Origin of the sequence: Sphingobacterium sp. ML3W (assembly GCF_000747525.1) — a bacterium.
In the GTDB taxonomy this organism is placed as follows: Bacteria; Bacteroidota; Bacteroidia; order Sphingobacteriales; family Sphingobacteriaceae; genus Sphingobacterium.
This window is the reverse complement of record NZ_CP009278.1, coordinates 5,233,911-5,258,709: the sequence shown is the minus strand read 5'-3', so window position 1 is coordinate 5,258,709 and position 24,799 is coordinate 5,233,911. Positions and strand designations below refer to the sequence as shown.

Genomic DNA, 24,799 nt, shown 5'->3' with positions numbered 1-24,799 from the left:
AGTAAACCAGTTATGAACGATTTTATTAGCAATATATCTCCCAATAAACCTGTATACGACGATAATGACCCACAAGATGAGTTGATCACCTTAAATATTGGACCAACACATCCTGCAACACATGGTGTGTTTCAAAATGTGGTTCAAATTGATGGAGAACGTATCGTGAGTGGGGTTTCAACAATCGGTTATATTCATCGAGCTTTTGAAAAAATTGCAGAGCATAGACCCTTCTATCAAATAACACCGCTAACGGATCGATTGAATTATTGTTCAGCTCCCATCAATAATATGGGTTGGCACATGACCGTGGAGAAGCTTTTGAAAATAGAGATTCCAAAACGGGTACAGTACATGCGTGTAATCGTGATGGAATTGGCTCGGATCGCAGATCATATTATCTGCAACGGTATTCTTGGTGTTGATACAGGTGCATTCTCCGGTTTCTTATATTTGATGCAAGAGCGGGAGTTTATCTATGAGATTTTTGAAGAGATATGTGGTGCACGTTTAACCACTAATATTGGTCGAATAGGGGGCTTTGAAAGAGATTTTAATGACATTGCTTTTGCAAAAATTGCTGAATTTTTGAAAAGATTCCCACCAGTTCTGACCGAGTTTACGGAGTTGTTTGATCGTAATCGCATTTTTATAGAGCGTACTTCGGGCATTGCTGCAGTTACACCGGAAGAGGCAATAGATTATAGTTGGTCAGGCCCAATTTTACGGGCGACAGGTATTGATTATGATGTTCGGGTACAAAATCCTTACTGCTCTTATGAAGAGTTTGATTTCGACGTTCCAGTAGGAACGAAAGGTGATGTATATGATCGCTACATGGTGCGTAATGAAGAAATGTGGCAATCCTTACGGATTATAGAACAAGCATTGGAAAAAATAGAAAAAGAACCCAAGGGTATTTTCCATGCCGATGTACCAGAATTCTACTTACCTCCAAAAGAACAGGTTTATACGAATATGGAGGCGCTGATCTATCATTTTAAAATTGTGATGGGAGAAGTCGATACGCCTAAGGCAGAAGTTTACCATGCAGTGGAAGGAGCCAATGGAGAGTTGGGGTTTTACTTGGTTCACGATGGAGGACGCACTCCTTATCGTTTACACTTTAGGAGACCGTCCTTTATAAATTATCAAATGTTTGCTCCGATGAGTGCAGGAATGTTGCTGTCGGATGCTATACTAAATATGAGTAGTCTTAACGTTATTGCAGGAGAATTAGATGCTTAGTGTCAAAAACAATGAAGTTGTTGAATTTTCTTCAACATTGCTAAATCAATTTGCTGATATAGTCGGACGTTTTCCAGAAGGAAGGCAGAAATCAGCATTGTTACCTATACTGCATTTGGTGCAAGCTGAATTCGGTTGGTTAAGTCCCGACGCGATGAATAAAGTGGCTTATTATTTAAGTATTGAGCCTATAGAAGTATTTGAGGTTGCTACTTTTTACACGATGTACCTCTTGCAGCCACAAGGTAAATATGTGCTGGAAGTATGTCGTACAGGTCCCTGCTGTTTGGTAGGTGCCGAGGGAATCATGGCACATCTTGAGCATAAACTAGGTGTTAAAGAAGGTGAAGTTACACCAGACGGTTTATTCTCTTGGAGAGGTGTGGAGTGCCTCGCTGCTTGCGGCTATGGCCCCGTGCTACAGATAGGTCCAGCGTATACTTTTTATGAGAATTTGACAGCAGATAGTGTCGACCAATTAATAGATGATTTAAGCTCAAAAACGATTTAATATGGCACGTAAACTTTTGTTAACGCATATAGATGTTCCAGGGATTCAAACTTTTGATGTTTACCGTCAAAATGGAGGTTATCGTTCGGTGGAAAAAGCACTCAAAACAATGTCTCCAGATGATGTAGTCGAAGAAGTTAAAAAATCAGGTCTCAGAGGAAGGGGAGGAGCAGGTTTTCCGACAGGCATGAAGTGGAGTTTCTTAGCTAAACCAGAAGGTGTTCCTCGTTATCTCGTCTGTAATGGCGATGAATCTGAACCTGGGACATTTAAGGATCGTTTTTTAATGACGCATATTCCTCATGCCCTGTTAGAAGGTATGATCGTTTCCAGTTATGCATTAGGTGCTCATACGTCTTACATTTATGTGAGAGGAGAAATGATGCCACAGATTCGTATTCTGGAACGTGCCATACAGGAAGCGAAAGCCGCAGGGTTTCTAGGTAAAAATATATTGGGTTCGGGTTATGATTTGGAAATTTATGTTCAACCAGGAGCAGGAGCTTATATCTGTGGTGAAGAAACGGCCTTATTAGAATCCTTAGAAGGTAAAAGAGGTAATCCAAGAATAAAGCCACCTTTTCCCGCTATAGCAGGATTATATGGGTGTCCTACGGTTGTGAATAATGTTGAATCGATTGCAGCAACTGTTCCTATAATCAATGATGGTGGAGAAGAATATGCAAAGATCGGTATTGAGCGGAGCACAGGAACTAAGTTGATTTCCGCAAGTGGAAATTTGGTGAAACCTGGTGTATATGAGATTGAATTGGGTCTTCCAGTGGAAGAGTTCATTTATTCGGACGAATATTGTGGAGGTATCGCCAATGGTAAAAAAATGAAAGCTGTGGTCGCAGGCGGTTCATCTGTTCCTATTTTACCGGCCAATTTGATTTTGAAAACCGCAAATGGCAATAACCGTTTGATGACCTATGAATCATTGGCTGATGGAGGATTCCAAACAGGATCTTCTATGGGTTCTGGTGGGTTTATCGTTTTTGATGAAGATCAATGTATTGTGCGCAATACTTGGAATTTCAGTCGTTTTTACCATCATGAGAGTTGTGGTCAATGTTCTCCTTGTCGCGAGGGAACCGGCTGGATGGAGAAGGTGTTGCATAAGATAGAAAATGGACATGGTGATCTGTCCGATATAGAATTGCTTTGGGATATCCAAAGGCGTATAGAAGGAAATACCATATGTCCTTTAGGAGATGCAGCAGCATGGCCTGTGGCAGCTGCTATTCGTCATTTCAGAGATGAGTTTGAATGGCATATCAAGCATCCAGCGGATGCTTTGATACGTAATTATGGATTGGCACATTATGCGGATCCTTTAGTACCGGTTGTTTCTTAATTAGATTGTGGTTTACGAGATACGAAGATGGCAGAAGAGGTAAAATTAAAAGTTATTATAGATGGTATTCCTGTTGAAGTAGCACCAGGGACAACAATTTTGAATGCGGCACGCCAAATTGGTGGGGACATTGTTCCTCCAGCCATGTGTTACTACTCTAAATTGGAGGGTACAGGAGGTAAATGCCGTACTTGCTTAGTCAAAGTGTCAAAGGGATCTGAAAAAGACCCTCGTCCTATGCCCAAATTGGTGGCATCCTGTCGAACAACTGTTATGGATGGGATGGAAGTCGAGAATATTACTTCCCCTGATGTTGTGGATGCACGTAAGGCTATTGTCGAGATGTTGCTCATCAACCATCCATTGGATTGTCCCGTGTGTGATCAAGCTGGAGAATGTAAGTTGCAAGATTTAGGTTTTGAGCATGGTTCTGCCCAGACCCGTTATGAGTTTGATAGAAGAACGTTTGAACGGGTCGATATCGGAGATAAAATACAGTTGCATATGAACCGCTGTATTTTATGTTATCGTTGTGTATTTGTCGCCGATCAGATTACAGACAAACGTGTACACGGTATTATTGGACGTGGAGATCATTCCGAAATTTCGACCTATATCCAGAATGTAGTTGAGAATGACTTCTCGGGGAATGTAATTGACGTATGTCCAGTGGGGGCGTTGACGGATAGAACTTTCCGCTTTAAGAATCGGGTTTGGTTTACAAAACCCGTTGATGCACATCGTGATTGTCCTACTTGTTCGGGCAAAGTGACCCTATGGTATAAAGGGGCAGATGTGATACGGGTGACTGCACGTAAAGATGAGTATGGAGAGGTTGAGGAGTTTATCTGTAATACCTGCCGCTATGATAAAAAGGAAACCCGAGATTGGAAATTGGAAGAACCAACTCCAATCAACGACCAATCCGTTATTGCATCCAATCATTACACACGCTTTAATCCACCAGCTGTTATCGAACTCGATCCCGTATTGCAGGAACAAAATTTAGAACAATTGGCTAGAACAGAAAAATTGAAATAATATGGAGTGGTCATTTGTCATAGAAAAATTCGCCCTAGTAACCCTAGTTTTTGTGATCACACTAGTGATTGCCATGTACTCTACTTTGGCGGAACGTAAGATAGCTGGTTTTATGCAAGATCGTTATGGTCCAGATCGTGCGGGTATTTTCGGATTATTACAACCATTATGTGATGGAGGTAAGTTTTTCTTTAAAGAAGAGATTATTCCAGCAGGAGCACATAAAACATTATTTATTCTAGGACCGACAATAGCGATTATCACGGCCTGTGTTAGTTCTGCAGTGATTCCTTGGGGACAATCGTTGACCATTGGCGATCGTGTCATATCGTTGCAAGTTGCAGATGTGAATGTGGGTATCCTGTACATGTTTGGTGTTATAGCGCTGGGCGTATACGGCATCATGTTGGGGGGATGGGCGTCGAATAATAAATTCTCCCTAATGGGTGCTATTCGTGCTGCATCACAGAGTATCAGCTATGAAATTGCCATGGGTTTATCGATTATCGCATTATTAATGATCACCGGGTCTCTTTCATTGAAAGAGATTGTCGCGCAACAGTCTGGTTTTGTGAATTGGAATATTTGGTATCAGCCATTGGGTTTTATCATCTTTATGGTATGTGCCTTCGCAGAGTGTAACCGTGTTCCTTTTGACTTGCCTGAATGTGAGACTGAATTAGTCGGGGGCTATCATACCGAATATTCGTCTATGAAATTGGGACTCTACATGTTTTCCGAATATATCAATATGTTCGTCTCCTCAGCGTTAATGGCGTCTCTATATTTTGGAGGGTATAATTTTCCTTTTATGAATGACTTAGGTCTTTCGGAAAATTGGATTACGATATTAGGAGTATTGGCCTTCTTTATTAAAATATTTGCTTTTATCTTCTTCTTTATGTGGGTACGTTGGACTTTACCGCGTTTCCGTTATGATCAGTTGATGAATCTAGGGTGGAAGATGTTGATCCCCTTAGCTATCGCGAATATTGTTTTGACAGGAATTATTACATTGATTAAGGATACATATTTTTCATAGAAGGGAACAGTTATGCAACCATTAAGTAATAGAAAAAAAGTATTAGACCAAAAACCGATGAACTTTATGGAGCGGATTTATTTTCCTGCTATCATAAAAGGTTTATCGATTACTTTGAGACATTTTTTTAAGAAAATACCGACCATTAAATATCCGGAGGAGCAGCGACCATATTCTAAGAATTTTAGAGGGCAACATTCGTTGAAGCGTGATGAAGAGGGACGAGAGCGTTGCACAGCCTGTGGGTTATGTGCGTTATCCTGCCCTGCAGAAGCCATCACGATGATAGCTGCAGAACGTACAAATGAAGAGAAGCATTTGTACCGAGAGGAAAAGTATGCAGCAGTATATGAAATCAATATGCTCCGTTGCATCTTTTGTGGCTTATGTGAAGAAGCCTGTCCTAAAGAAGCCATTTATTTGGACGGCCCACATGTGACGGCCGATTATCTCCGTAAAGATTTTATTTACGGGAAAGATAAATTGGTAGAACCAAAATTTGATATTACAAAATTGAATAGTTAACCAAAAATCTATGACTGTTTTTTATTTAGTTGCCTTTCTATCGCTATTTTTCGCGCTGATGACCATCTTCACGAAAAATCCTGTGCACAGCGTTTTATACCTTGTAATTACATTTTTCACGTTTACCATTCACTATATTCTATTAAATGCCCAGTTCTTAGCAGTTGTCAATTTCATCGTCTATATGGGAGCCATCATGGTCCTCTTCTTATTTGTATTGATGCTTTTGAATCTCAATAAGGACACCGAACCGATGAAATCAAAATTGGTGAAAATGATGGGTGTGATAGCAGGTTGTTGTATGGTAGTCGTTTTTTTTGGAGCCTTTCGTGTATTTGAAATATCAAGTCCCTTGGTCGCCAAAAATCCAGATATTGGGTTAGTGAAAAATTTGGGAAAGGTATTATTTAAAGAGTTTTTGCTCCCGTTTGAATTGTCTTCAATTCTATTATTAACGGCGATGATTGGAGCAGTTTTATTAGCGAAAAAAGAAACAAGAAAAGTATAATGGAAACAGCAATTCAACAATTACAAGGTGTTCCTATAAATCATTATCTGATTTTTTGCAGCCTAATTTTCGTCATTGGTGTGGTCGGAGTACTTATTCGTCGTAACGTCATCATCATGATGATGTCGATAGAATTGATGCTGAATGCCGTTAATTTACTTTTAGCTGCATTTTCAGTACAACATGGAGATGCTTCAGGGCAGGTCTTCGTATTCTTTATTATGGCTTTAGCAGCAGCAGAAGTGGCGGTGGGCTTGGCTATTATTATTATGGTATATCGAAATACGAAGTCAGTAGATATTGATTCTCTTCATAAACTTCGATGGTAATTTACAGCATTAAAAAAAAGAAAGATAGTAGCTATGCGTGATTTAATTTGGTTAATTCCTTTATTACCCTTGATTGGTTTCCTGATCAATGGGCTTGGTCGACAATTGCTTTCAAAAAGTTTGGTAGGTTTTATCGGTAGTGCTACCGTATTTGTTTCCTTTCTGTTGAGTTGTAGTATTTTTGCAGCTATCTATCAGGCACGAGCCCTAGGGGAAACAGGTGTGATAACGCAACATATCTTCGATTGGATTAAAATCGGAAGTTTAGAGGTTTCACTTTCCTTTCTGGTGGATCCTTTAAGTGCGATTATGTTACTTGTTGTGACAGGCATAGGCTTTTTAATCCATATTTATTCCATTGGATATATGCAGCAAGATGCAGGTTTCGCAAAATATTTTGCTTACCTGAATCTCTTCATCTTTTTCATGTTGCTACTCGTGATGGGGTCCAATTACTTGGTCATGTTTATCGGCTGGGAAGGTGTAGGACTTTGTTCTTACTTACTTATTGGTTTTTGGTATAAAAACAGTGATTATGGCGCAGCGGCTAAGAAGGCTTTCGTGATGAATCGTATTGGAGATTTGGGTTTTCTACTCGCAGTCTTCTTTATATTTAGTGCTTTTGGTTCTTTAGAATTTGCTACGGTATTTCAATCAGCCAAGAACTTTCCGGTAGGTGATGTGACCATATTAACGATTACACTCTTACTTTTTGTAGCAGCCACCGGTAAGTCTGCCCAGATTCCATTGTTTACATGGCTACCAGATGCCATGGCTGGACCAACACCCGTTTCAGCATTGATCCATGCGGCAACCATGGTAACTGCAGGAATTTACATGATTGCGCGTTCTAATATTTTATTCATACTTTCTCCTTTGACACTCCAGATAATCGCGGTAATAGGTGTCTGCACAGCATTGTTTGCTGCTGCTACAGCATTGACACAGAATGATATCAAGAAGGTCTTAGCCTATTCAACGGTTTCCCAGTTAGGGTATATGTTTTTAGGATTAGGAGTAGGTGCATTCACAGGAGCATTTTTTCATGTATTGACACACGCATTTTTTAAAGCTTTATTATTCTTAGGTGCGGGATCCGTTATCCATGGTATGAGCAATGAGCAGGATATGCGAAAAATGGGCGGTTTAAAAAAAGCTTTGCCTATTACCTATATAACGATGATGATTGGCACCATCGCCATTTCCGGAATCCCACCTTTTTCGGGCTTTTTCTCTAAAGATGAAATTTTAGCACATGCTTTTGCTGCAAATCCGATTTATTGGGTTTTGGGGTTCATAGGAGCTTTGATGACTTCTTTCTATATGTTCAGATTGATTTATTTGACTTTCTTTGGCACGTTTAGAGGAAGTGAAGAACAAAAGCAGCATGTACACGAATCTCCAACCTCCATGACCCTTCCTTTGATTGTATTGGCCGTGTTGTCTATTTTCGGTGGTGTACTCAATCTTCCTGAAGCTTTGGGAGGTAATGCCTGGTTGGCAAACTTCCTGTCGCCCGTGTTTGTTGACGGTGCAAATCTACAGCACGCACATACGATTACACATAGTACCGAGTACATGTTGATGGGAGTGTCTATCGTTGGCGTTTTGGTTATGGCATTTGTCGCGTACAATAAATATGTAAGGCAGGCCGTCGTACCAGAACATGATCAAGTTGAAAGAACTGGTCTAGCTAAGCTTTCTTATCATAAATTTTATGTCGATGAAATCTATGATCGATTGCTCGTAAAACCAATCAATAGGTTATCGGTATTTTTCGCAAGAGTTGTCGATGATTTAGGGATTGATGGTTTGGTCAACGGGATTGGCAAATCGTCCTTTATGACAGGAAAAGGAGTTCGTCTTTTACAAAGTGGAAATGTTGGTTTCTATCTTTTACTGATGGTCGTTGGAGCGATTGCCATCTTTATATACGGTTTATTGAGTTTTTAACATTGTAATAGCTATTTGATCATCAATGGATAACCTATTTTTACTTATTTTAACTCCTATTATTGGTGCTTTATTTTTACTATTTGTATGTCAACATGCAATAGCAAAAAAAGCAGCACTGATTTTGTCTTTGATCACGTTGGGTCTGACAGTTCCTTTTATTTGTCAATTCGATGCTTCAGGTGACTTTAATTATGAGCAGTCATATCCATGGATTGCTGCTTTAGGTGTAAATTTTCATATTGGAATCGACGGGATTAGTTTACCATTATTGGTGTTGACCAATGTTTTGGTTCCACTCATTGTACTGACGACTTTTAGAAAACCCTTTAAGGGTAATTTTTATGCACTGATGTTTTTCATGCAAAGTGGGTTGATGTTGGTTTTTTCAGCGCTGGACGCCTTTACATTTTATGTTGGTTGGGAGGTTGCTTTGATTCCGATTTATTTTATATGCGCATTATGGGGCGATGGAGATCGCATCCGCGTCAACTTAAAATTTTTCATCTACACATTTCTCGGTAGCTTACTTATGCTGGTCGCCATTTTATACCTGCACCAGCAGGTCGCGACCAATGATTTTGAATGGCACTCATTTGTTTCACTCGATTTGGATGCGGTTACACAACGTTGGATATTTTGGGCCTTTTTTATTGCTTTTGCTATTAAGATACCTATTTTTCCTTTTCATACGTGGCAGCCTAATACCTATACGCATGCACCAGCAGCAGGAACGATGCTACTAGCCGGTATTATGCTGAAGATGGGCGTATATGGTTTGATGCGTTGGCTTTTGCCAGTGGTGCCAGAGGCCGCCGCTAGCTACGGTCAATTGGTTATGATTTTGTGTGTCTTCGCAGTAGTTTATGCATCCATCATCGCCATTCAACAGCAAGATACCAAACGCGTTATCGCTTACTCTTCAATTGCTCACGTTGGGTTGATCAGTGCCGGAGTTTTTGCATGGAATATCACAGGCCTGAGTGGTGCTATGATGCAGATGGTGAACCATGGTATATCTGTTGTCGGATTATTTTTTGTGCTCGATATCATTCAGGACCGAACAGGCTCACGAGACTTAAGGAATTTGGGCGGCATCGCTAAAAAGGCGCCACGCTTAGCCCTAGTTTTTTTAATCATTATCATGGGCGCCATTGGTCTGCCATTGACAAATGGGTTTATTGGCGAATTTTTATTGCTCAAAGGAATTTACGAATATGGTGTTTGGTATGCTGTTTTTGGTGGCTTGACACTTATTTTAGCGGCAGTATATATGCTCCGATTATATCAAAAAACCATGTTGGGAACTACTTCAGAGCGTACAGAAAACTTCAGTGATATTGCGGGAGTCGAACTGTATACCTTAGTGATTATCTCGGCATTAATTATTTATTTAGGAATTTTTCCAAACAGCTTATTGCATATTTCTTCAGCGTCCGTGTCCATCTTGGCTACGTTCTTAGGAAGATAATTACAGACTTAAACTTTACGAATAATAGATTCGATTATGGGGGCGATTATTACATTATCAATATTAGCATTATTGGTACTTTATTTAGGATTATTTAAAGCAAACAAAGCATTATTACCGGTGTCTATAGTGGGTTTACTCGTTGTGGTAGGCTTATTGGTCCGAGATTGGACAGTTGAAGCAAACCCTTTGTATAACGGGATGATCTTATTCGATCATTACGCAATAGCTTTTTCGGTACTCTGTACCGTTGTAACCATACTCGTTCTAGTACTTTCAAAGGGGTATTTCACTTCTTCTAGCGATCATGTGGCCGAATATTATACGTTATTATTATTCTCTTTACTAGGAGCAGTCCTAGTCAATAGTTATCATAACCTAGCCCTGCTGTTTTTAGGGATAGAGATTATGTCTGTTGCACTTTATATTCTAGTAGGCATACGTAAAAAAGATCTTGCGTCCAATGAGGCTGCTCTGAAATACTTCATTATGGGCGCCTTTTCTACCGGTTTTTTACTTTTTGGTATCACCTTATTATACGGTGCATCTGGATCATTTGACCTTGAAGAAATCAAACATTATGTCGTCGATCATCCAGATCAAGTATCCCCCTTGTTCTATGGCGGTGTACTTTTGATGATGATCGGTCTGATATTCAAAGTAGGTGCTGCTCCTTTCCATTTCTGGACTGCGGACGTTTATGACGGTGCCCCTATCTTGATTACGAGCTTTATGAGTACTGTTGTTAAAATAGCCTCCTTTGCGGGATTATTGAGGTTGTTTACCTTTTCACTTTTACCTTTACAAGATTTCTGGACACCGATTTTCTTGGGCGTTGTCGTATTGACCTTATTTATTGGTAATCTTTCAGCCTTAATGCAATCATCTTTTAAGCGTATGTTGGTTTATTCCAGTATTTCGCATGCTGGTTACCTATTATTTGCAGTTGTTGCTGCAGGTCCGGATTCAGCAAATGCTGTTTTCGTTTATGGTGCAGCCTATTCATTGGCAACATTAACGGCTTTTGCAGGACTGATTCTAGTGAAAAGGACAATTGGTTCAGATCATTTCGAATCATTCAATGGACTGGCGAAAAAGAACCCCTATTTAGCAGCTGTAATGACCATAGCGATGCTTTCTTTAGCAGGGATTCCCTTGACAGCTGGTTTTATTGGTAAATTCATGATGTTCAGTGCTGTGATGGAGCAGTATCATATTGTACTGTTGCTGATTGCTGTCTTAAATGCAGCAATTGCCGTATATTATTATTTAAAGGTTGTTGTCGCGATGTACTTCAGGACTGGCGAAGATAAGCCGGTCGCTATAAACGGCAATTATGTTTTTCTCTTTGTTGTAACCACCGTTCTGACCATTTTAATTGGTGTCTACCCAAATTGCCTGATGCAGTTAATTTAGACGGAGTAATAAGTAAATATAGGAGATGCATCGTTTGAATAAACGATGCATTTTTATTTTTAATTTCATGCCTTGTAATTTAAAGACAAATTGTATATTGTCAATAGAATAAGTAATTGCTGATATTCATGATGTTAAAAATGCCGATTATAACTACAATAAAAAGACTATTTATTATTGCTGTTGTGCTGGGTATTTTAACAAGCCTAGGTTTTGCACAACGAAATATAAAAGGTCAAGTGATCGATGGTCATACGGGTAAAGGAATTCCTTTAACCAGTATTTCGTGGAGTGGTAATACGGCTGGAACTTCGGCCGATACATTAGGGAATTTTAATCTCTTCTTGCGATTAGAGTTTGATCAGCTTGTTTTTCGAGCAGTCGGATATGAAGCAAAAATAGTAGATCTAAATGTCACCAAAGATTCCGTTCTGAATATTTTACTTTTTGCGAAGAATACTCATATTGGAGAAGTTCTTGTGGAGCGTAAGAGTAAGAAATATAAAGATCCTGCGCTTGCGTTGATCGAAAAGGTAATCGCACATAAGGATGCGAATCATATTTCTAGATTAAAGCAGATCCAATACGAAGAATATGAAAAATCACAGTTTGGAACCATAGATTTAAAAGTAAAGACGAATAAGTTACCAAGTAAGTTGCGGTTCTTATTTGAGAATAAAGATACCTTAAGCATACCCGGGAGCTCCATTCTACCCTTTTATCTAGAAGAAAATGTATCAGAGGTATATTCTACATTCAAGCCTTCCCGCAAGAAAAAAATAATTATAGGGCATCAGGTAACGGAGCTGAACAAGCGCTATATTAACAATGCCAATATCCAGAGCTATTTTCAAGATCAATTTCGAGATATTGATCTTTATGAGAATAATATTCAGCTCATTAGTAAAACCTTTTTAAGCCCCATTGCAGGCAATGCACCTACCTATTATAAGTATACAATTAAAGACACCATAGTACATCAAGGATTACGTTTTATCGAGTTGGGATTTGAAGCAAAATCAAAAATGGATGTACTTTTTAAGGGGTCACTATGGGTTTCCGATGATGATCGCTATGCCGTCTACCATGCCGATATGCAACTCGGAGAAGAAGCAAATATCAATTGGGTGAATGCCATCAATGTCGGCTTAGAATTTGAGAAGCACCCAGCGGGGCAGATGTTGCCTAAACGAGCCAATCTCCAGATTTTGTTCGGTACTACTAAAGGGAATGCATTATATGGAAAGAAAGAGACCTATTTTTCGAAATACAAAGATGACCCTATTGATGACGTCATTTTTGCGGGTATTCCAATTGAGAAGCGCTACCTTGAAAATAAAGATTCCATTATATGGGATAAAGTAAGGGTCGTTCCGTTGACAAAAACCGAGGCTAATACCTATACCAATATTGATTCATTATCGGATATGAAGTCCATTAATCGCTTAATGGCAGTAGGTTATTTTTTAGCAAAAAGTTATTACAATGTGGGCAAATTTGAATTTGGACCATTAGAGTATACCTATAGTTTTAATGAGATAGAAGGAAGTAGGATTCGGTTAGGTGGACGTACAACAGAACTGTTATCGGATAAGTTTTTTTTAGAAGGCTATGCCGCATACGGTACCAAAGATCAAGAGTTAAAGTACTATTTGAATGTTGCCCATACCCTAAATGGAAAATCAATTGTCCAGTTTCCTGCGCATTACCTTTCGGCAACAATACAGCATGATGTTATGGAACCAGGGCGTGGCTTAAGCTATTTGAAAGGAGATGGCTTTTTTCAATCGTTCCGAAAAAATAAACCCACGAAATGGTTAAGAAATGATATTTTTAAACTCGAGCACCTGATCGAGTTCGGCAATCACGTTAGCATTAGCACAGCCATTACGCGACATGAGCGAGCAACAGCAGGCACCCTTTCATTTGTCACAGGGGGTATTTCACCAGATACGCTTGCCGGTATTAATACCAACGATATTCAGATTAAGTTGAGATGGGCTCCAGGAGAGCAATTCTACTACCGCAACTTAGAACGAACCCCGATAAGAAACAAGTTTCCAATTCTATCTTTGCAGTATAATAAAGGTTTAGATGGTTTTTGGAGTGCTAATCAACGTTATGATGCATTACGGGTCAAAATTTTTAAACGCATATTGATGTCGCCAGCTGGAACTGCAGATGTGGAATTAAGTGCGGGTAAGCTTTGGGGAACACTTTATTACCCTATATTAGAAATGCCCGATATACAAGCGGATAAGTCAGGGCCATTGCAAAATTTTGATTTAATATCAAATATGGAGTTTGTGGCCGATCGTTTTATCAAATTTGCCTACTATCACCATTGGGATGGCTATATATTTAATCGAATACCTTTATTACAGCGCTTGAAATGGCGGGAGGTAACTGGATTTAAATTTTATTATGGAAAATTGAGTGATCATAATAACCCAAATATCAATACCGACCTCATTCAGTTTGATCGTGATGATGAAGGATTGGATAAAACCCGCGTAATGGGTAATCAACCTTACATGGAGGGTATCGTAGGGATTGATAATATTTTTAAAATATTTAGAGTTGAATATAAAAGACGGTTAACCTATCTGAATTACCCTAACGTATCCCGAGATACGTACGGAGTATCTCTTCATTTAAATTTTTAGCATTATGGAATTTCAAAATCTTTTGTACCGAGTTGAAAATAATATCGCATTTATTACGATAAATAGAATTCCCGCATTAAATGCCTTGAATCAGCAGACTCTTGACGAACTTGAAGTTGTGCTAATAGCTGTAAAGGAAAATGCGCTAGTAAAAGGAGCTATCATCACAGGAGCTGGTGAAAAAGCTTTTATTGCAGGTGCGGATATTAAAGAATTTATAGCTCTGGAACATGCCGATGCAAAAGATCTTTCGGAAAGAGGTCACTATATTTTCACGGAATTGATCCAAAACTCGAAAAAGACGATTATCGCAGCTATTAATGGTTTTGCTCTGGGAGGTGGACTGGAATTAGCGATGGCTTGTCATATGCGATTTGCATCTGAAAATGCAAAATTAGGACTCCCCGAGGTTTCTTTAGGACTGTTGCCAGGCTATGGCGGAACGCAAAGATTAACCCAATTGGTGGGCCGCGGAAGAGCTTTGCAAATGATACTCACTGCAGATATGATTACCGCCGAAGAGGGTTCTCGAATCGGATTGATCAATGAAGTAGTGCCCGCCGACGAATTGCTCGATAGGTCTGTATCCGTACTCCAACGTATATTCTCTAGATCAAGTACGGCGGTGGCAGCAGCTATTGATGCGGTAAATGCATTTGATTTTGGTAAAAGAACGGGCTATGAGGTCGAGATTGCACATTTCTCCGATCTCTTTTTAACAGCAGACTTTAAAGAAGGCGTTGATGCTTTCTTAAAAAAAAGAAAACCGAACTTCTAATGCCACATAAAAACTGTATTTGGCCTTGATTACCAGCTATATGACGCCACTAATCAAGGCCATTTGACTATACCCCTTATAGCGATAGACCTTTTATTTTCATCTTGATTCTCAGTCAACTTTTTTAAGTTGTGTTTCCTATCTAGTAAACTGATTTTACTCATTTTCAGTTAAATAAACTCTTTGTTCGGATAATCTTTATTTTTAATTGTTCTAAATAAGGATTTTTAATACCTTTGTTGCAATCTATTTAGATTAATTAAAGATAAATTCCAAGACTATCGAAATGAACAAATACTTACTTACTGCAGCTTCTTCACTTTTAATCGGAGCTAGTGCATATGCTCAGACCTCAGGTGTAATAAAAGGAAAAGTTGTAGATGCTAATCAAAACCCACTCAGTGCAGTCACCGTAACCATTGGTGATAAAACGATAAGAACAGATCATAAGGGACACTTTAGACTGGATGGAGTTGACCGTAACACGGTTATTCGCTTCTCTTATATGGGATATCAAACGAGTACCATAGCGCATGAATACGATGTAAATAATGCGGAAATTGTATTAAAAGCAATTGTACTGGTTAAAGGTGAACAAGAGATGGATGAGATAGAAGTATTTGGCGAACGTCATAAAAAGCCGAAAGGATTAGAGATGATCACGCGAATGCCCTTAAAACCATCCGATCAAATCCAAAGTATTTCTGTCATTTCCAGTAAAGTGATTCAAGATCAAGGTATCTTGACTTTGACAGATGCCGTTAAGAATATACCCGGAGTTACCTTATTTGGTTCTTATGGAGGTGTGAAAGAATCGTTATCAACCCGTGGTTTCCGTGGGGTACCTGTATTGAAAAACGGGGTGCGTATGGATTCTCAGTTCCAGACTGCTTCGGGAGTTGTGGATATGCAAGGGGTCGAATCGATACAGATGATCAAAGGATCTGCTGCAGTCACGCAAGGCGTGATCACCGATATTGGTAATGCAGGAGGTGTGATCAATGTGGTAACCAAAACACCGCAATTTGAAAATAAGGGTGAAGTAGGTGTTCGTGTGGGTAGCTGGGGACAGTTCCGTCCGACTTTTGATTTCCAAACCGTTTTAGATAAAAAACAAACGGTCGCTTTCCGTATGAACGGTGCTTATGAAAGAGGCGATAGTTACCGTAAAGGTTTACAATCAAACCGTGTTTATATCAACCCATCTTTAACCTGGAAACCGAGTGAAAAAACAACCATTACATTGGAAGGAGATTACTTCAATGATAATCGTACACCCGTTACATCAGCCGTAAACCTGAATCCTAAGCAAGATGTCAATGCCTTATATGTATTGCCCAATGATCGTTTTTTAGGATTTGATTCGGACAACAACAATACGGCGATGAATAGTTTTATGGCGCAGATGAACCATGAACTGACCGATCGTTGGTCTATTCGTGCTTCCATAGCAAAGTCTTCTTATCAAGTGGACAATCAATCTACCGCTGCAGGTTTGATTGCCGATGATGCTAAGCAATACAATACGTTTACGCGTACGATGAATAAGAGTCTTCGCGACGATAAGAACACGACGTTCCAGTTTGATTTAATCGGACAGGATCTCTATACCGGTAAAGTAAAGCATATGGTACAGGCGGGTGTAGATTACCGTATTGCGGATGCTTCGACTACGGCTTTTGGTTCTAAGTTTAGTCCTTTAGAAAAAAATGTGCTGTTGACCCAAGCGCAACAAAAGCAAACCTATATTGACATTATTGATGTTCATGGCGATTGGACCAATGACCTGACCCAAGTAGGTTATGTCGATTCATTGGGCGTAGACCGCCAAGGATACAAGATCGCTTATACACCAAAAGATCCCGTACGTAGCTATTATTCATCAATTGGTTTTATGGCACAGGATGTCATCGAGTTCAATAAGTATTTCAAAGCGGTATTAGGTTTACGTTATTCCGAGATCATCACGAAAGATTTTGTTTCCAATGGCCAGAAACGCGAATCTGCGTGGAATCCAATGGCAGGAGTTATCGTAACACCATTTGAGAACTTCACTGTCTTCGGGTCTTATACAAATTCGACCAACCTGCGAAGTGCGGCCAACCCTATGGTGGACGGAGGTACAGCAGGAGCTTCTACTACAGCACAGTTTGAAGGAGGAATCAAGTCAGATTGGATCAACAATCGTTTACGTTTCAATTTGACGTATTTTCATATCAATACGTCCAACTTGACCAATGCCGAGTATGCACCGAATTCCAGCGACCCAACAGGCTTATACTTTAAGGCAGGAGACTTGGTTCGTGAAGGTATCGAGGCCGAGTTGAATGGACGTGTTCTGGAAAATTTGACCGTGATGTTAGGCTATGCTTATCTCGATGCACGTTATGAGAACTCGCCATCCTATGTGAATGGCTCGGCACCGATGAATGCTCCTAAAAACACCGCTAATGCGTGGGTACAATATGTCGTCAATAAAGGTGCATTGCGTAATCTGAGTTTGAGTGCAGGCGTTTATTATGTGGGCGAACGTCCTATCAATGAGTACAGCACGAAATATGATGGACATACTTATAACGCAGGTATAAAACCATTTGACATGCCAGCGTATACGACATTAAATGCGCAAGTAGGATATAGATGGAGACAATTCGATGCCAAATTGTTCATCAATAATATTACGGACGAGGTTGGATTAAATTCATACTTCCGTGGTGGTTACATCAACCAGATTGATCCGCGCAATGTTGCATTCTCGTTGAATTATAAGTTTTAGTCGCTTTACATTGACTATATACGGATAAAGTCTTATTGACTTAATCCATGATTTTAAATAAAAAAGACCGCATCAAAACTAAATTTTGATGCGGTCTTTTTTATTGCGTTACATTTTTCTATCAACATTTGAACTCTTGATTTTGCATCAATCGACTTATTTAAATTTTTCCTAATAGGAATAGGCAATATAATGATACAATTAGTATCTTGTCGTTAGCCGGATAAGTCCTAAAACAATAAGGAAGCTAGTCCTATAAAATTTATCATTATGGAAGCTGATAAAAACCTACAAATTCGTCCAGATTTTTTCTACAAGGTAGATATTGTTGTCATTGGTGCAGGTCAAGCAGGTCTATCTGCTGCATATCATCTTAAAAAAGCGGGGATAGAGCCGGGAAAGGGTTTTGTGGTATTGGATGATGAGTTTGCCCCAGGTGGAGCTTGGCAACACCGGTGGGACTCTTTGACGTTGGACAATGTCAATGGAATAAATGACCTCCCAGGAATGGGATTCGCAGATGCTGTAAATACGAACGATGTCACTTTGCAAGCAAATATAGCGCTTCCTAAATACTATGAACAGTACGAGAAATCATTTGGTTTACCCGTAGTTCGTCCTGTACGGGTGAGGGAAGTAACGAAACGAAATGGACGATTTCTTATCCACACCAATGGTGTTCAATTCAATGCGCGTGGATTTATCAATGCTACAGGTACGTGGAAAACTCCAAATTGTCCAAGATATCCAGGGTGGGAAAAATTCCAGGGTAGACAATTGCATACAGGTGAATACCATCATGCTGAAGAATTTATTGGCAAACATGTCATTGTTGTAGGTGGTGGCATTTCGGCAATCCAGTTGTTAGGAGAGATTTCCAAAGTCACACAGACTACTTGGGTCGCTCGTCGCTCGGTCGATTTTGTCAAGGGTGATTTTACACCAGAAATTGGACGTGAGGCAGTTGCTCAAGTTGAAAAAAGGGTACGCGAAGGGTTGCCTCCAAGTTCAGTTGTCTCCGTAACGGGATTGCCCCTGACGCCGGCTATTGAAGAAATGTTGCAAAGAGGTATCTTAGATCGCAAACCTATGTTCGATGAGATTATTGAAAGAGGTGTGAGTTGGAAGGATGGAAAAACATTGGATGCAGATGTTATTTTTTGGAATACAGGTTTTCGACATTCCCTAGATCATCTTGCGCCATTAAGTTTAATCAATGATAAAGGCGGAATCGAGATGACAGGAAGATTAGCGACACAGGTGACCAAAGATCCACGAATACATTTAATAGGTTATGGACCATCGGCATCTACTATTGGTGCCAATCGTGCAGGAGGTGCGGCAGCTCGCGAGTTGGTGTCTTATTTAAAGTTATAAAATGAGCTAATTCCACTATTAATCACTTTTGAAACCTTCTCCTCTTGAGCGATGTCTTTATTAAGTTCATTCGGTATTAAACCTTACCTTGGCTATTCGCTGTGTTGCTTTCTATCATAATACGGTTCACTTATTTACAACATATTGTCATTAAAAAAGCATCAAAAGATAGATTAAATAGTTGCGGTCAACAAATTTTATAGAATTCTGTCGTGCACCCAAGAGTGTTGGTTACCCGCAATAGAGATATAATGGAGTTGACCACTACATTTGTTCTAAAAAATAAGAAAACTCCTGAAGCGGGGAGCGACAGGAGTTTTACTAACCAATTATAAACCTAAATTATGAACTGATATAACGGGGCATCGGATACAATTGTTACAACACAGAATCACCTTGACAATAAGATGATAATTCTGCGATGATAAACATCAAATCTCACCTACCATGATGTGGAATAGACCACTCGCCAACTGAGGGTTGTTATAAGGGCAATTTAGTATTATGGTTAAAGATAGATTGAAACACAGTTAAATCAAGTTTACACACTTCGTGGGATACTGCCGTCAGAATGCATGCACTCGAAGGCAGGATGCATGAACGCGAAGGTAAAGTGCATCAATGCAGAGGTAGAACGTATGCCTTATGACAAATATAGGGTCAAAAACACGGTTATTGTAGGGTTAAGTAAGTTTTTTATTTTCAGTTTTACAAAAAAGTGTGTAATCAGACCAGCAAAAGCTCAGCTCTTGTTTTGTAATTTGGCCAGATTAGACAACTCTTGTATTTTTATATTGCTTATAATACCTGATGGAAGTATTTTATACAACTATTTTATTTAGCATTTTAACTAATTTAATTAGTTTAATAACCACCTCACTTAATGCCTTTGGGAGGCTCTGTGAGGGTGGTTAGTTTTTTATTTAAAACTATCTGCTATCATTAGTTTTTCTTCCTTTATATTTTGGATGAAATCACTGTATTTAATCGGCAATTTCTTTCTATGAAAGTAAAAATAGAAGTCAAATGAACCACCAATAATCCCTTTACCTGGCAAATATAGAAAACGATCAATACCCCGTTCAAAGTCATACTGAAAATCATGTTTAGTCCAATCTATGTAGGTCCAAAACTGATAACCAATCAAGTTATTCTTTAGCGTGAATTTCTTCGACAAATATTCTTTTCTATCTCTAGTCCAGTCCATGAAAGATAAGGGTTCTTTATCTATTCTATTTAAAGGGAAATCCAATCTTGGATATGTTTCTTTAAATATTTTTTCAAATTCAATAATGGTGTATCTCGAATCTTCAGTATTAATCGTTCCATACACATTTGTGAAAACATGTGGTCGATTTCTGACAGAATAAAATTGTAATAAACAAAATTTGGGTACGTAGTAATTATTTTCCTTTTTTACTATGATTTTATAAGTATTAAAGTATTTTGTTGTGTCCTTCACAACATTATTAAAATATGATAAGGAGTTTTTTGTATGAAGTTGCTCTAATTCATCTAATGTGATGAATGAAGATTGTATTGTATCAACATCGATTTTCTCCCAATCTTCTTTTCCGGTTAGATTTGGTAATATTGAAAATAATATAATATTGTAATCTGATTGACCGTTCAATTTTCCGTCTTCACCAATCAATGTGTCTTCTTTTTTTAACAAATTAAATAATATGACCTCTCTATTAATTCCGTAAAGAGATTGTGTATTCATTGTAAAGCGAGATACCTCGAAATCCTTAGTATTATTTTCTAATACAAAGTATTTGGTTTGTCCAACACTTTGAAAATATATGGCGAAATAAAGTAGAAAAGAGAAAATTTTCAGCTTTTCAATTTTTAATAATTTGTTGCTCATAATTTGTTAATTTCATAGATTATAAAACGATAAAAGAATTGAACATAATTATTTATTACAACGTGTTCCAGATTCTCCTTTTCTATGACCTTTATTTATACCTGATTCAACTTGATCCATATTGATTATTATACCTCCCTTTGCAATAGCCATTGCATCATAATTGCTCATATTAGGGCTAAATGATTTTATCGCTTGAGAAAGATTCACCAATTCTGTGCCTAAACTAGAATGGTCATTAGCGAATCTTTCCCGCCCCCCAACTGTAGTAGATGTCCATCCAGGATATAATATCCCAAATTGGTGTAATTTACCTTCCATTAATAATTTAGTTTTTTCATTATTTAAAAATCCATGTAATGCTTCATGAAACATTGTTGCAGCTATATATTCCTGAGATGAATTTTTAAGAATGTCGGGATTTAATTTAATATTATGAGTTTGCTTATTCAAATTTCCATATGACGTGTGATATCCGTCAGTGGAAGTACCTGCTAAACTAGCATCCACAGAAAATGTAATATTAAAATCGCTACTATTTTTAAATACGCTATTCAACCACGTTGAAATTTTATTTTCTAAGTTAGGTAATTTTGCTAATACTTCCTGAGCACAAGGAAATCCTTGTAAAGCATCAATAATTTCTTTATCAGGATTATCTGGCACTTCATTATAAGTTGGAACTGTACCGTCTCCACCGGTACCTCCACCACCGCCTCCTGAGGGTGGAAAATTTTGATAATCTCTGGGATCTCCTGGATAAGTTGAATTATTTTCATCTCCGCTAGATCCGCCACCTGAACAAGAGATTTCATTTAAGTATCCATTAATATATCCATAAACACAATTGGTTGGCATTGCAGGTGCTTTTCCAGCTTTTTTCACCATCTCTCTAGACACTTTCACATTTGATTCGTAGAATGAAATATTTTGTGCCCCACTCTGTACAGATTTAGAGATTATTGCTCCACTATAATTTGCTGCTTTAGAACTTGGTATAAAAGTAAGGACACTATATTTCCATTCTTCCCCATTTCTTGTTCCTCTTATCCAAACATTGTCATTAAGAAGGATTCTTGTTGAATCTGCAACTAAAACCTCAAGTCTATCTAATACTTTAATTTTTACATAAAGTGTATCTTTTCCGATTTCATAAAATGTATTCCAGTCAATAACCGATTTAAAACTTGAATTGACAAAAAAAGAATCAGTTTGTTGGTAACCAGTTTTCTTTTCAAAGTCAGCTTTGATCGATTTAATATTAGTCTCCTTGTCTTCAAGGGATAATATTGGTTCATTCTTACAGCTTAATAAAAGAAGAAGAAAAGAAAAGTACATTAAAAATATTCTCATTCAAAAATAAGTTAAGTTATATAAATTTATAATAACACTATTATGTAGAGTTAAAAAATCATAATTAATTGTTCACTTTCAAACATCTCCATGTTTGCTAAATCCGCTTCAGATAAATTTATGAAATTAATTTTTATAATTTGCGATTAAAATATAAAAATATACATTTATTTGTGGTAAATAAAGTTGTAAATAACAGAATAGCTTGTTCAATTTTAGATTATTATCCTAAAAAGACTTTCCAGATTAAGCTAAGTGTGAAATATTATTCCGGACAATTAAATTTCTCTAAAAAGATTTTCTATGTACTTCAACTATTTTTTTTAACAAAAATAGTTTGTAAAAGATTAAAAGAGCCATTTTCTTACGATAGTAATTGATGTTAATTCTAGATTCTGATCAAACCTACGTACAATTGCAAAGCTTTAATCTTAATTTGTAAAGCTTGTAGATAAAAGAGAACTTTATTTTAAACACTTTGCACTATGAATTTTTAAATCAAGAAGTTTAAGTTTCAGAAATCTATTGTTAGATATATTTTACTATTTTTTTTCATAATCCAATATTATAATTATGAAAAAAATTTACACTACAATTTGTTGCATGTTCATTGCTCTTATTTCGGTTGGTCAGGGTTTTCCTGCAAATACCCCTAAGCTTTTAATTGGAAAGACAGTTAGGGCGAAAGAAGCAAAAGAGGAATTGAGAAAATACCTTTATAAAAACTACTATACTTCTTTTGATAGGCAAAAAGGATAGTTCCTTGACGATAAACCCAAAAATAAACTTTTTCCTACTGACAATCCAATATATGCATTATCAGATTATGGACGATTGGTCTGTAAAGAGTTTACAGTGACAGATGCAATAGAAGAAAAGCTTAAGTATTCATCTTCTAAAACAGTTTATGCTCTTCAATTAAAAAACAAAGAAATTGGTGATGTCTACTATAAGTATGATCCTTCATTTGAACCAGATTTTGAGCTTGAGGTGATCGGGGGAATGAATATCCACAAGGCTTTTTCTGTTCTGATATTACAGAAGAAAAGGACAAATTTGAAACTCAACTAGGTATTCAACGCCTGCGTCGCAGGGTATTGTAATAATCAAAGTTATTAAAGGAGATAGCAAAACAACTTATCTCAGTCTGACAACTTCTGGAAGTACAGCAAACGTAGGAAAAAAAGGAGTTACTATCCTGCTAGAGGATGGTGCTAAACTTTCTTATCCAGATGTACCTGTAGAGCCTAAAGTAATTCGTAATGGGTATTCTTATAATGCATATATTCCCATGAAAGCCTCAGATTTGAAAATTTTGGAATCAAAAATAATAACAGATTTTCGTTTATATATATATGATAGGGAAATTAACCCTGAATCTGCCAATAAAGTAAAAGAATACTTTAAATGTATAAATCAGAAATAGCTAATAAAAAGAGGCAAAAGCCTTTCATATGGAAAGGCTTTTTTAATAAAAACAAACTGTGAAAGCCTTAAAATCGCAAACCTAATGTTCGATGAGATTATTGAAAGAGGTGTGAGTTGGAAGGATGGAAAAACATTGGATGCAGATGTTATTTTTTGGAATACAGGTTTTCGACATTCCCTAGATCATCTTGCGCCATTAAGTTTAATCAATGATAAAGGCGGAATCGAGATGACAGGAAGATTAGCGACACAGGTGACCAAAGATCCACGAATACATTTAATAGGTTATGGACCATCGGCATCTACTATTGGTGCCAATCGTGCAGGAGGTGCGGCAGCTCGCGAGTTGGTGTCTTATTTAAAGTTATAAAATGAGCTAATTCCACTCTATTTGTCTTTGGTGGGTGTGAAACTGACCATTTCATTTCCCGTGATGGAATATTTGTAAACTAGATTCTCTTTATCATTTTTTATAAAATAATGTTCTTTTGTCTTATAGATAAGATATCTAGAAGTATCCCCTTCGGTTAAGATCGGTAGATTTGAATGCTGTTTCAATACAACGTTGTATTTTGGTCTGATATTTTTCACGTAACCTGCATCAACATGTGCACAGACAAACATAAAAGCAAATAATACTCCAGCTAAAATTATATTTCCAGTAATTTTATGCCCAAAAATGTAGACTAAACCTCCAATAAATGCGAATGTCAAAATTATAATAGTTTGGTAGATCGGGAATTTAAGTAAATCACATAGCACCCATAGGATGAAAGTTCCGAATAAAAGGTAAAGAAAGATGAGTAATACGGTTGGTTTTCCCTTGGTGGATTTTGGAGGGGACAAATGTGTAATAACCATAAACGATAGGGGTAGAAAGGAAAATAACAGAAAAATCAAAATGATATACATTAATTTCTGATATAATACCGCAACTGCGTCTGTAAGATTAAAATTTGCATAATAGTCTATACCAAACTTATTATTATATATCCAAAGATAAAAGAGTCCCAATACCGGAATGCAGAAGGCCAAGAAGGCAAGACTAATAATAGGTTTTGAACTATTTAGTTCATATGGTTTGTTTAGGTTGTTGATAATCAGTAATAATTTCTCTTTCATTATTTATTTTGTTAAATGATTAAAGTAT

21 protein-coding genes are annotated in these 24,799 nt (G+C 37.8%); 18 read left to right on the top strand and 3 right to left on the bottom strand.

Annotated features, from left to right (window positions below):
- Positions 1 to 12: 12 nt before the first annotated feature.
- The 15 genes from KO02_RS22355 to KO02_RS22285 all read left to right on the top strand — a co-directional run bounded on the left by KO02_RS22355 (position 13) and on the right by KO02_RS22285 (position 18,998).
- Positions 13 to 1,248 carry an NADH-quinone oxidoreductase subunit D gene (locus KO02_RS22355; RefSeq protein WP_200878590.1) on the top strand — a complete coding sequence of 412 codons (1,236 nt, stop codon included), beginning with the start codon at positions 13 to 15 and terminating at the stop codon, positions 1,246 to 1,248.
- Positions 1,241 to 1,759, top strand: a complete 519-nt coding sequence (gene nuoE / locus KO02_RS22350) for a complex I 24 kDa subunit family protein (RefSeq protein WP_038701815.1) — start codon at positions 1,241 to 1,243, stop codon at positions 1,757 to 1,759. The genes KO02_RS22355 and nuoE overlap by 8 nt, the downstream gene beginning before the upstream one ends.
- Before the next feature lies 1 nt (position 1,760).
- On the top strand, positions 1,761 to 3,116 hold the full coding sequence (gene nuoF, locus KO02_RS22345; protein ID WP_038701814.1) for an NADH-quinone oxidoreductase subunit NuoF: 1,356 nt from the start codon (positions 1,761 to 1,763) through the stop codon (positions 3,114 to 3,116).
- A 27-nt stretch (positions 3,117 to 3,143) separates the two neighbouring features.
- On the top strand, positions 3,144 to 4,157 hold the full coding sequence (locus KO02_RS22340; RefSeq protein WP_038701813.1) for a 2Fe-2S iron-sulfur cluster-binding protein: 1,014 nt from the start codon (positions 3,144 to 3,146) through the stop codon (positions 4,155 to 4,157).
- 1 nt (position 4,158) lies between these two features.
- Entirely contained in the window at positions 4,159 to 5,199 is a 1,041-nt protein-coding gene (gene nuoH, locus KO02_RS22335) for an NADH-quinone oxidoreductase subunit NuoH (RefSeq protein WP_038701812.1), read from the top strand.
- Between the two features lie 12 nt (positions 5,200 to 5,211).
- Entirely contained in the window at positions 5,212 to 5,724 is a 513-nt protein-coding gene (locus KO02_RS22330) for a NuoI/complex I 23 kDa subunit family protein (protein ID WP_038701811.1), read from the top strand.
- Between the two features lie 10 nt (positions 5,725 to 5,734).
- Positions 5,735 to 6,232: an NADH-quinone oxidoreductase subunit J gene (locus KO02_RS22325; protein WP_038701810.1), complete on the top strand. Its 498-nt coding sequence runs from the start codon at positions 5,735 to 5,737 to the stop codon at positions 6,230 to 6,232.
- Positions 6,232 to 6,561, top strand: coding sequence for an NADH-quinone oxidoreductase subunit NuoK (gene nuoK / locus KO02_RS22320; protein ID WP_038701809.1), 330 nt, complete (start codon positions 6,232 to 6,234; stop codon positions 6,559 to 6,561). The genes KO02_RS22325 and nuoK overlap by 1 nt, the downstream gene beginning before the upstream one ends.
- 33 nt (positions 6,562 to 6,594) lie before the next feature.
- Complete coding sequence (gene nuoL, locus KO02_RS22315; protein ID WP_038701808.1) at positions 6,595 to 8,514, top strand: NADH-quinone oxidoreductase subunit L; 1,920 nt, start codon at positions 6,595 to 6,597, stop codon at positions 8,512 to 8,514.
- A 25-nt stretch (positions 8,515 to 8,539) separates the two neighbouring features.
- A complete protein-coding gene (locus KO02_RS22310; RefSeq protein ID WP_038701807.1) occupies positions 8,540 to 9,985 on the top strand; it encodes a NuoM family protein in 1,446 nt (481 codons plus the stop codon).
- A gap of 36 nt (positions 9,986 to 10,021) precedes the next feature.
- Entirely contained in the window at positions 10,022 to 11,401 is a 1,380-nt protein-coding gene (locus KO02_RS22305) for an NADH-quinone oxidoreductase subunit N (protein WP_038701806.1), read from the top strand.
- A 140-nt stretch (positions 11,402 to 11,541) separates the two neighbouring features.
- The gene (locus KO02_RS22300; RefSeq protein ID WP_038703224.1) at positions 11,542 to 14,067 is read left to right on the top strand and encodes a DUF5686 family protein; all 2,526 of its coding nucleotides are present in this window, start codon (positions 11,542 to 11,544) and stop codon (positions 14,065 to 14,067) included.
- 4 nt (positions 14,068 to 14,071) lie between these two features.
- Positions 14,072 to 14,845 carry an enoyl-CoA hydratase-related protein gene (locus KO02_RS22295; RefSeq protein ID WP_038701805.1) on the top strand — a complete coding sequence of 258 codons (774 nt, stop codon included), beginning with the start codon at positions 14,072 to 14,074 and terminating at the stop codon, positions 14,843 to 14,845.
- 286 nt (positions 14,846 to 15,131) lie between these two features.
- Positions 15,132 to 17,621, top strand: coding sequence for a TonB-dependent siderophore receptor (locus KO02_RS22290; RefSeq protein WP_038701804.1), 2,490 nt, complete (start codon positions 15,132 to 15,134; stop codon positions 17,619 to 17,621).
- Between the two features lie 270 nt (positions 17,622 to 17,891).
- Positions 17,892 to 18,998 (top strand): NAD(P)-binding domain-containing protein, encoded by a 1,107-nt coding sequence (locus KO02_RS22285; protein ID WP_038701803.1) that lies wholly within the window; start codon positions 17,892 to 17,894, stop codon positions 18,996 to 18,998.
- Positions 18,999 to 19,917: 919 nt separating this feature from the next.
- Here KO02_RS22285 and KO02_RS22275 read toward each other — a convergent pair.
- Positions 19,918 to 20,868, bottom strand: a complete 951-nt coding sequence (locus KO02_RS22275; RefSeq protein ID WP_051960219.1) for a hypothetical protein — start codon at positions 20,866 to 20,868, stop codon at positions 19,918 to 19,920.
- 48 nt (positions 20,869 to 20,916) lie between these two features.
- Positions 20,917 to 22,221 (bottom strand): hypothetical protein, encoded by a 1,305-nt coding sequence (locus KO02_RS22270; RefSeq protein ID WP_144243394.1) that lies wholly within the window; start codon positions 22,219 to 22,221, stop codon positions 20,917 to 20,919.
- Positions 22,222 to 22,794: 573 nt separating this feature from the next.
- Here KO02_RS22270 and KO02_RS23680 point away from each other — a divergent pair.
- From KO02_RS23680 to KO02_RS22260, 3 genes are all read left to right on the top strand, one after another.
- Positions 22,795 to 22,980 carry a hypothetical protein gene (locus KO02_RS23680; protein WP_144243393.1) on the top strand — a complete coding sequence of 62 codons (186 nt, stop codon included), beginning with the start codon at positions 22,795 to 22,797 and terminating at the stop codon, positions 22,978 to 22,980.
- Positions 22,981 to 23,076: 96 nt separating this feature from the next.
- On the top strand, positions 23,077 to 23,292 hold the full coding sequence (locus tag KO02_RS22265; protein WP_038701800.1) for a hypothetical protein: 216 nt from the start codon (positions 23,077 to 23,079) through the stop codon (positions 23,290 to 23,292).
- Positions 23,293 to 23,731: 439 nt separating this feature from the next.
- The gene (locus tag KO02_RS22260; RefSeq protein WP_038701799.1) at positions 23,732 to 24,019 is read left to right on the top strand and encodes a hypothetical protein; all 288 of its coding nucleotides are present in this window, start codon (positions 23,732 to 23,734) and stop codon (positions 24,017 to 24,019) included.
- A 17-nt stretch (positions 24,020 to 24,036) separates the two neighbouring features.
- On the opposite strand, the gene KO02_RS22255 is transcribed toward KO02_RS22260, so the two are convergent.
- Entirely contained in the window at positions 24,037 to 24,771 is a 735-nt protein-coding gene (locus KO02_RS22255; RefSeq protein ID WP_038701798.1) for a hypothetical protein, read from the bottom strand.
- Positions 24,772 to 24,799: the final 28 nt, after the last annotated feature.

What these genes read in the sequence shown, in the direction of transcription:
- nuoE (WP_038701815.1), top strand. Translation starts at nt 1,241, where the DNA reads ATGCTTAGTGTCAAAAACAATGAAGTTGTTGAATTTTCTTCAACATTG.
- KO02_RS23680 (WP_144243393.1), top strand. Translation starts at nt 22,795, where the DNA reads ATGAAAAAAATTTACACTACAATTTGTTGCATGTTCATTGCTCTTATT.
- KO02_RS22305 (WP_038701806.1), top strand. Translation starts at nt 10,022, where the DNA reads ATGGGGGCGATTATTACATTATCAATATTAGCATTATTGGTACTTTAT.
- KO02_RS22355 (WP_200878590.1), top strand. Translation starts at nt 13, where the DNA reads ATGAACGATTTTATTAGCAATATATCTCCCAATAAACCTGTATACGAC.
- KO02_RS22255 (WP_038701798.1), bottom strand. Translation starts at nt 24,771, where the DNA reads ATGAAAGAGAAATTATTACTGATTATCAACAACCTAAACAAACCATAT.
- KO02_RS22330 (WP_038701811.1), top strand. Translation starts at nt 5,212, where the DNA reads ATGCAACCATTAAGTAATAGAAAAAAAGTATTAGACCAAAAACCGATG.
- KO02_RS22275 (WP_051960219.1), bottom strand. Translation starts at nt 20,868, where the DNA reads ATGAGCAACAAATTATTAAAAATTGAAAAGCTGAAAATTTTCTCTTTT.
- nuoK (WP_038701809.1), top strand. Translation starts at nt 6,232, where the DNA reads ATGGAAACAGCAATTCAACAATTACAAGGTGTTCCTATAAATCATTAT.
- nuoH (WP_038701812.1), top strand. Translation starts at nt 4,159, where the DNA reads ATGGAGTGGTCATTTGTCATAGAAAAATTCGCCCTAGTAACCCTAGTT.
- KO02_RS22295 (WP_038701805.1), top strand. Translation starts at nt 14,072, where the DNA reads ATGGAATTTCAAAATCTTTTGTACCGAGTTGAAAATAATATCGCATTT.
- KO02_RS22340 (WP_038701813.1), top strand. Translation starts at nt 3,144, where the DNA reads ATGGCAGAAGAGGTAAAATTAAAAGTTATTATAGATGGTATTCCTGTT.
- KO02_RS22270 (WP_144243394.1), bottom strand. Translation starts at nt 22,221, where the DNA reads ATGAGAATATTTTTAATGTACTTTTCTTTTCTTCTTCTTTTATTAAGC.
- nuoF (WP_038701814.1), top strand. Translation starts at nt 1,761, where the DNA reads ATGGCACGTAAACTTTTGTTAACGCATATAGATGTTCCAGGGATTCAA.
- KO02_RS22290 (WP_038701804.1), top strand. Translation starts at nt 15,132, where the DNA reads ATGAACAAATACTTACTTACTGCAGCTTCTTCACTTTTAATCGGAGCT.
- KO02_RS22300 (WP_038703224.1), top strand. Translation starts at nt 11,542, where the DNA reads ATGCCGATTATAACTACAATAAAAAGACTATTTATTATTGCTGTTGTG.
- KO02_RS22285 (WP_038701803.1), top strand. Translation starts at nt 17,892, where the DNA reads ATGGAAGCTGATAAAAACCTACAAATTCGTCCAGATTTTTTCTACAAG.
- KO02_RS22260 (WP_038701799.1), top strand. Translation starts at nt 23,732, where the DNA reads ATGTTCGATGAGATTATTGAAAGAGGTGTGAGTTGGAAGGATGGAAAA.
- nuoL (WP_038701808.1), top strand. Translation starts at nt 6,595, where the DNA reads ATGCGTGATTTAATTTGGTTAATTCCTTTATTACCCTTGATTGGTTTC.
- KO02_RS22310 (WP_038701807.1), top strand. Translation starts at nt 8,540, where the DNA reads ATGGATAACCTATTTTTACTTATTTTAACTCCTATTATTGGTGCTTTA.
- KO02_RS22325 (WP_038701810.1), top strand. Translation starts at nt 5,735, where the DNA reads ATGACTGTTTTTTATTTAGTTGCCTTTCTATCGCTATTTTTCGCGCTG.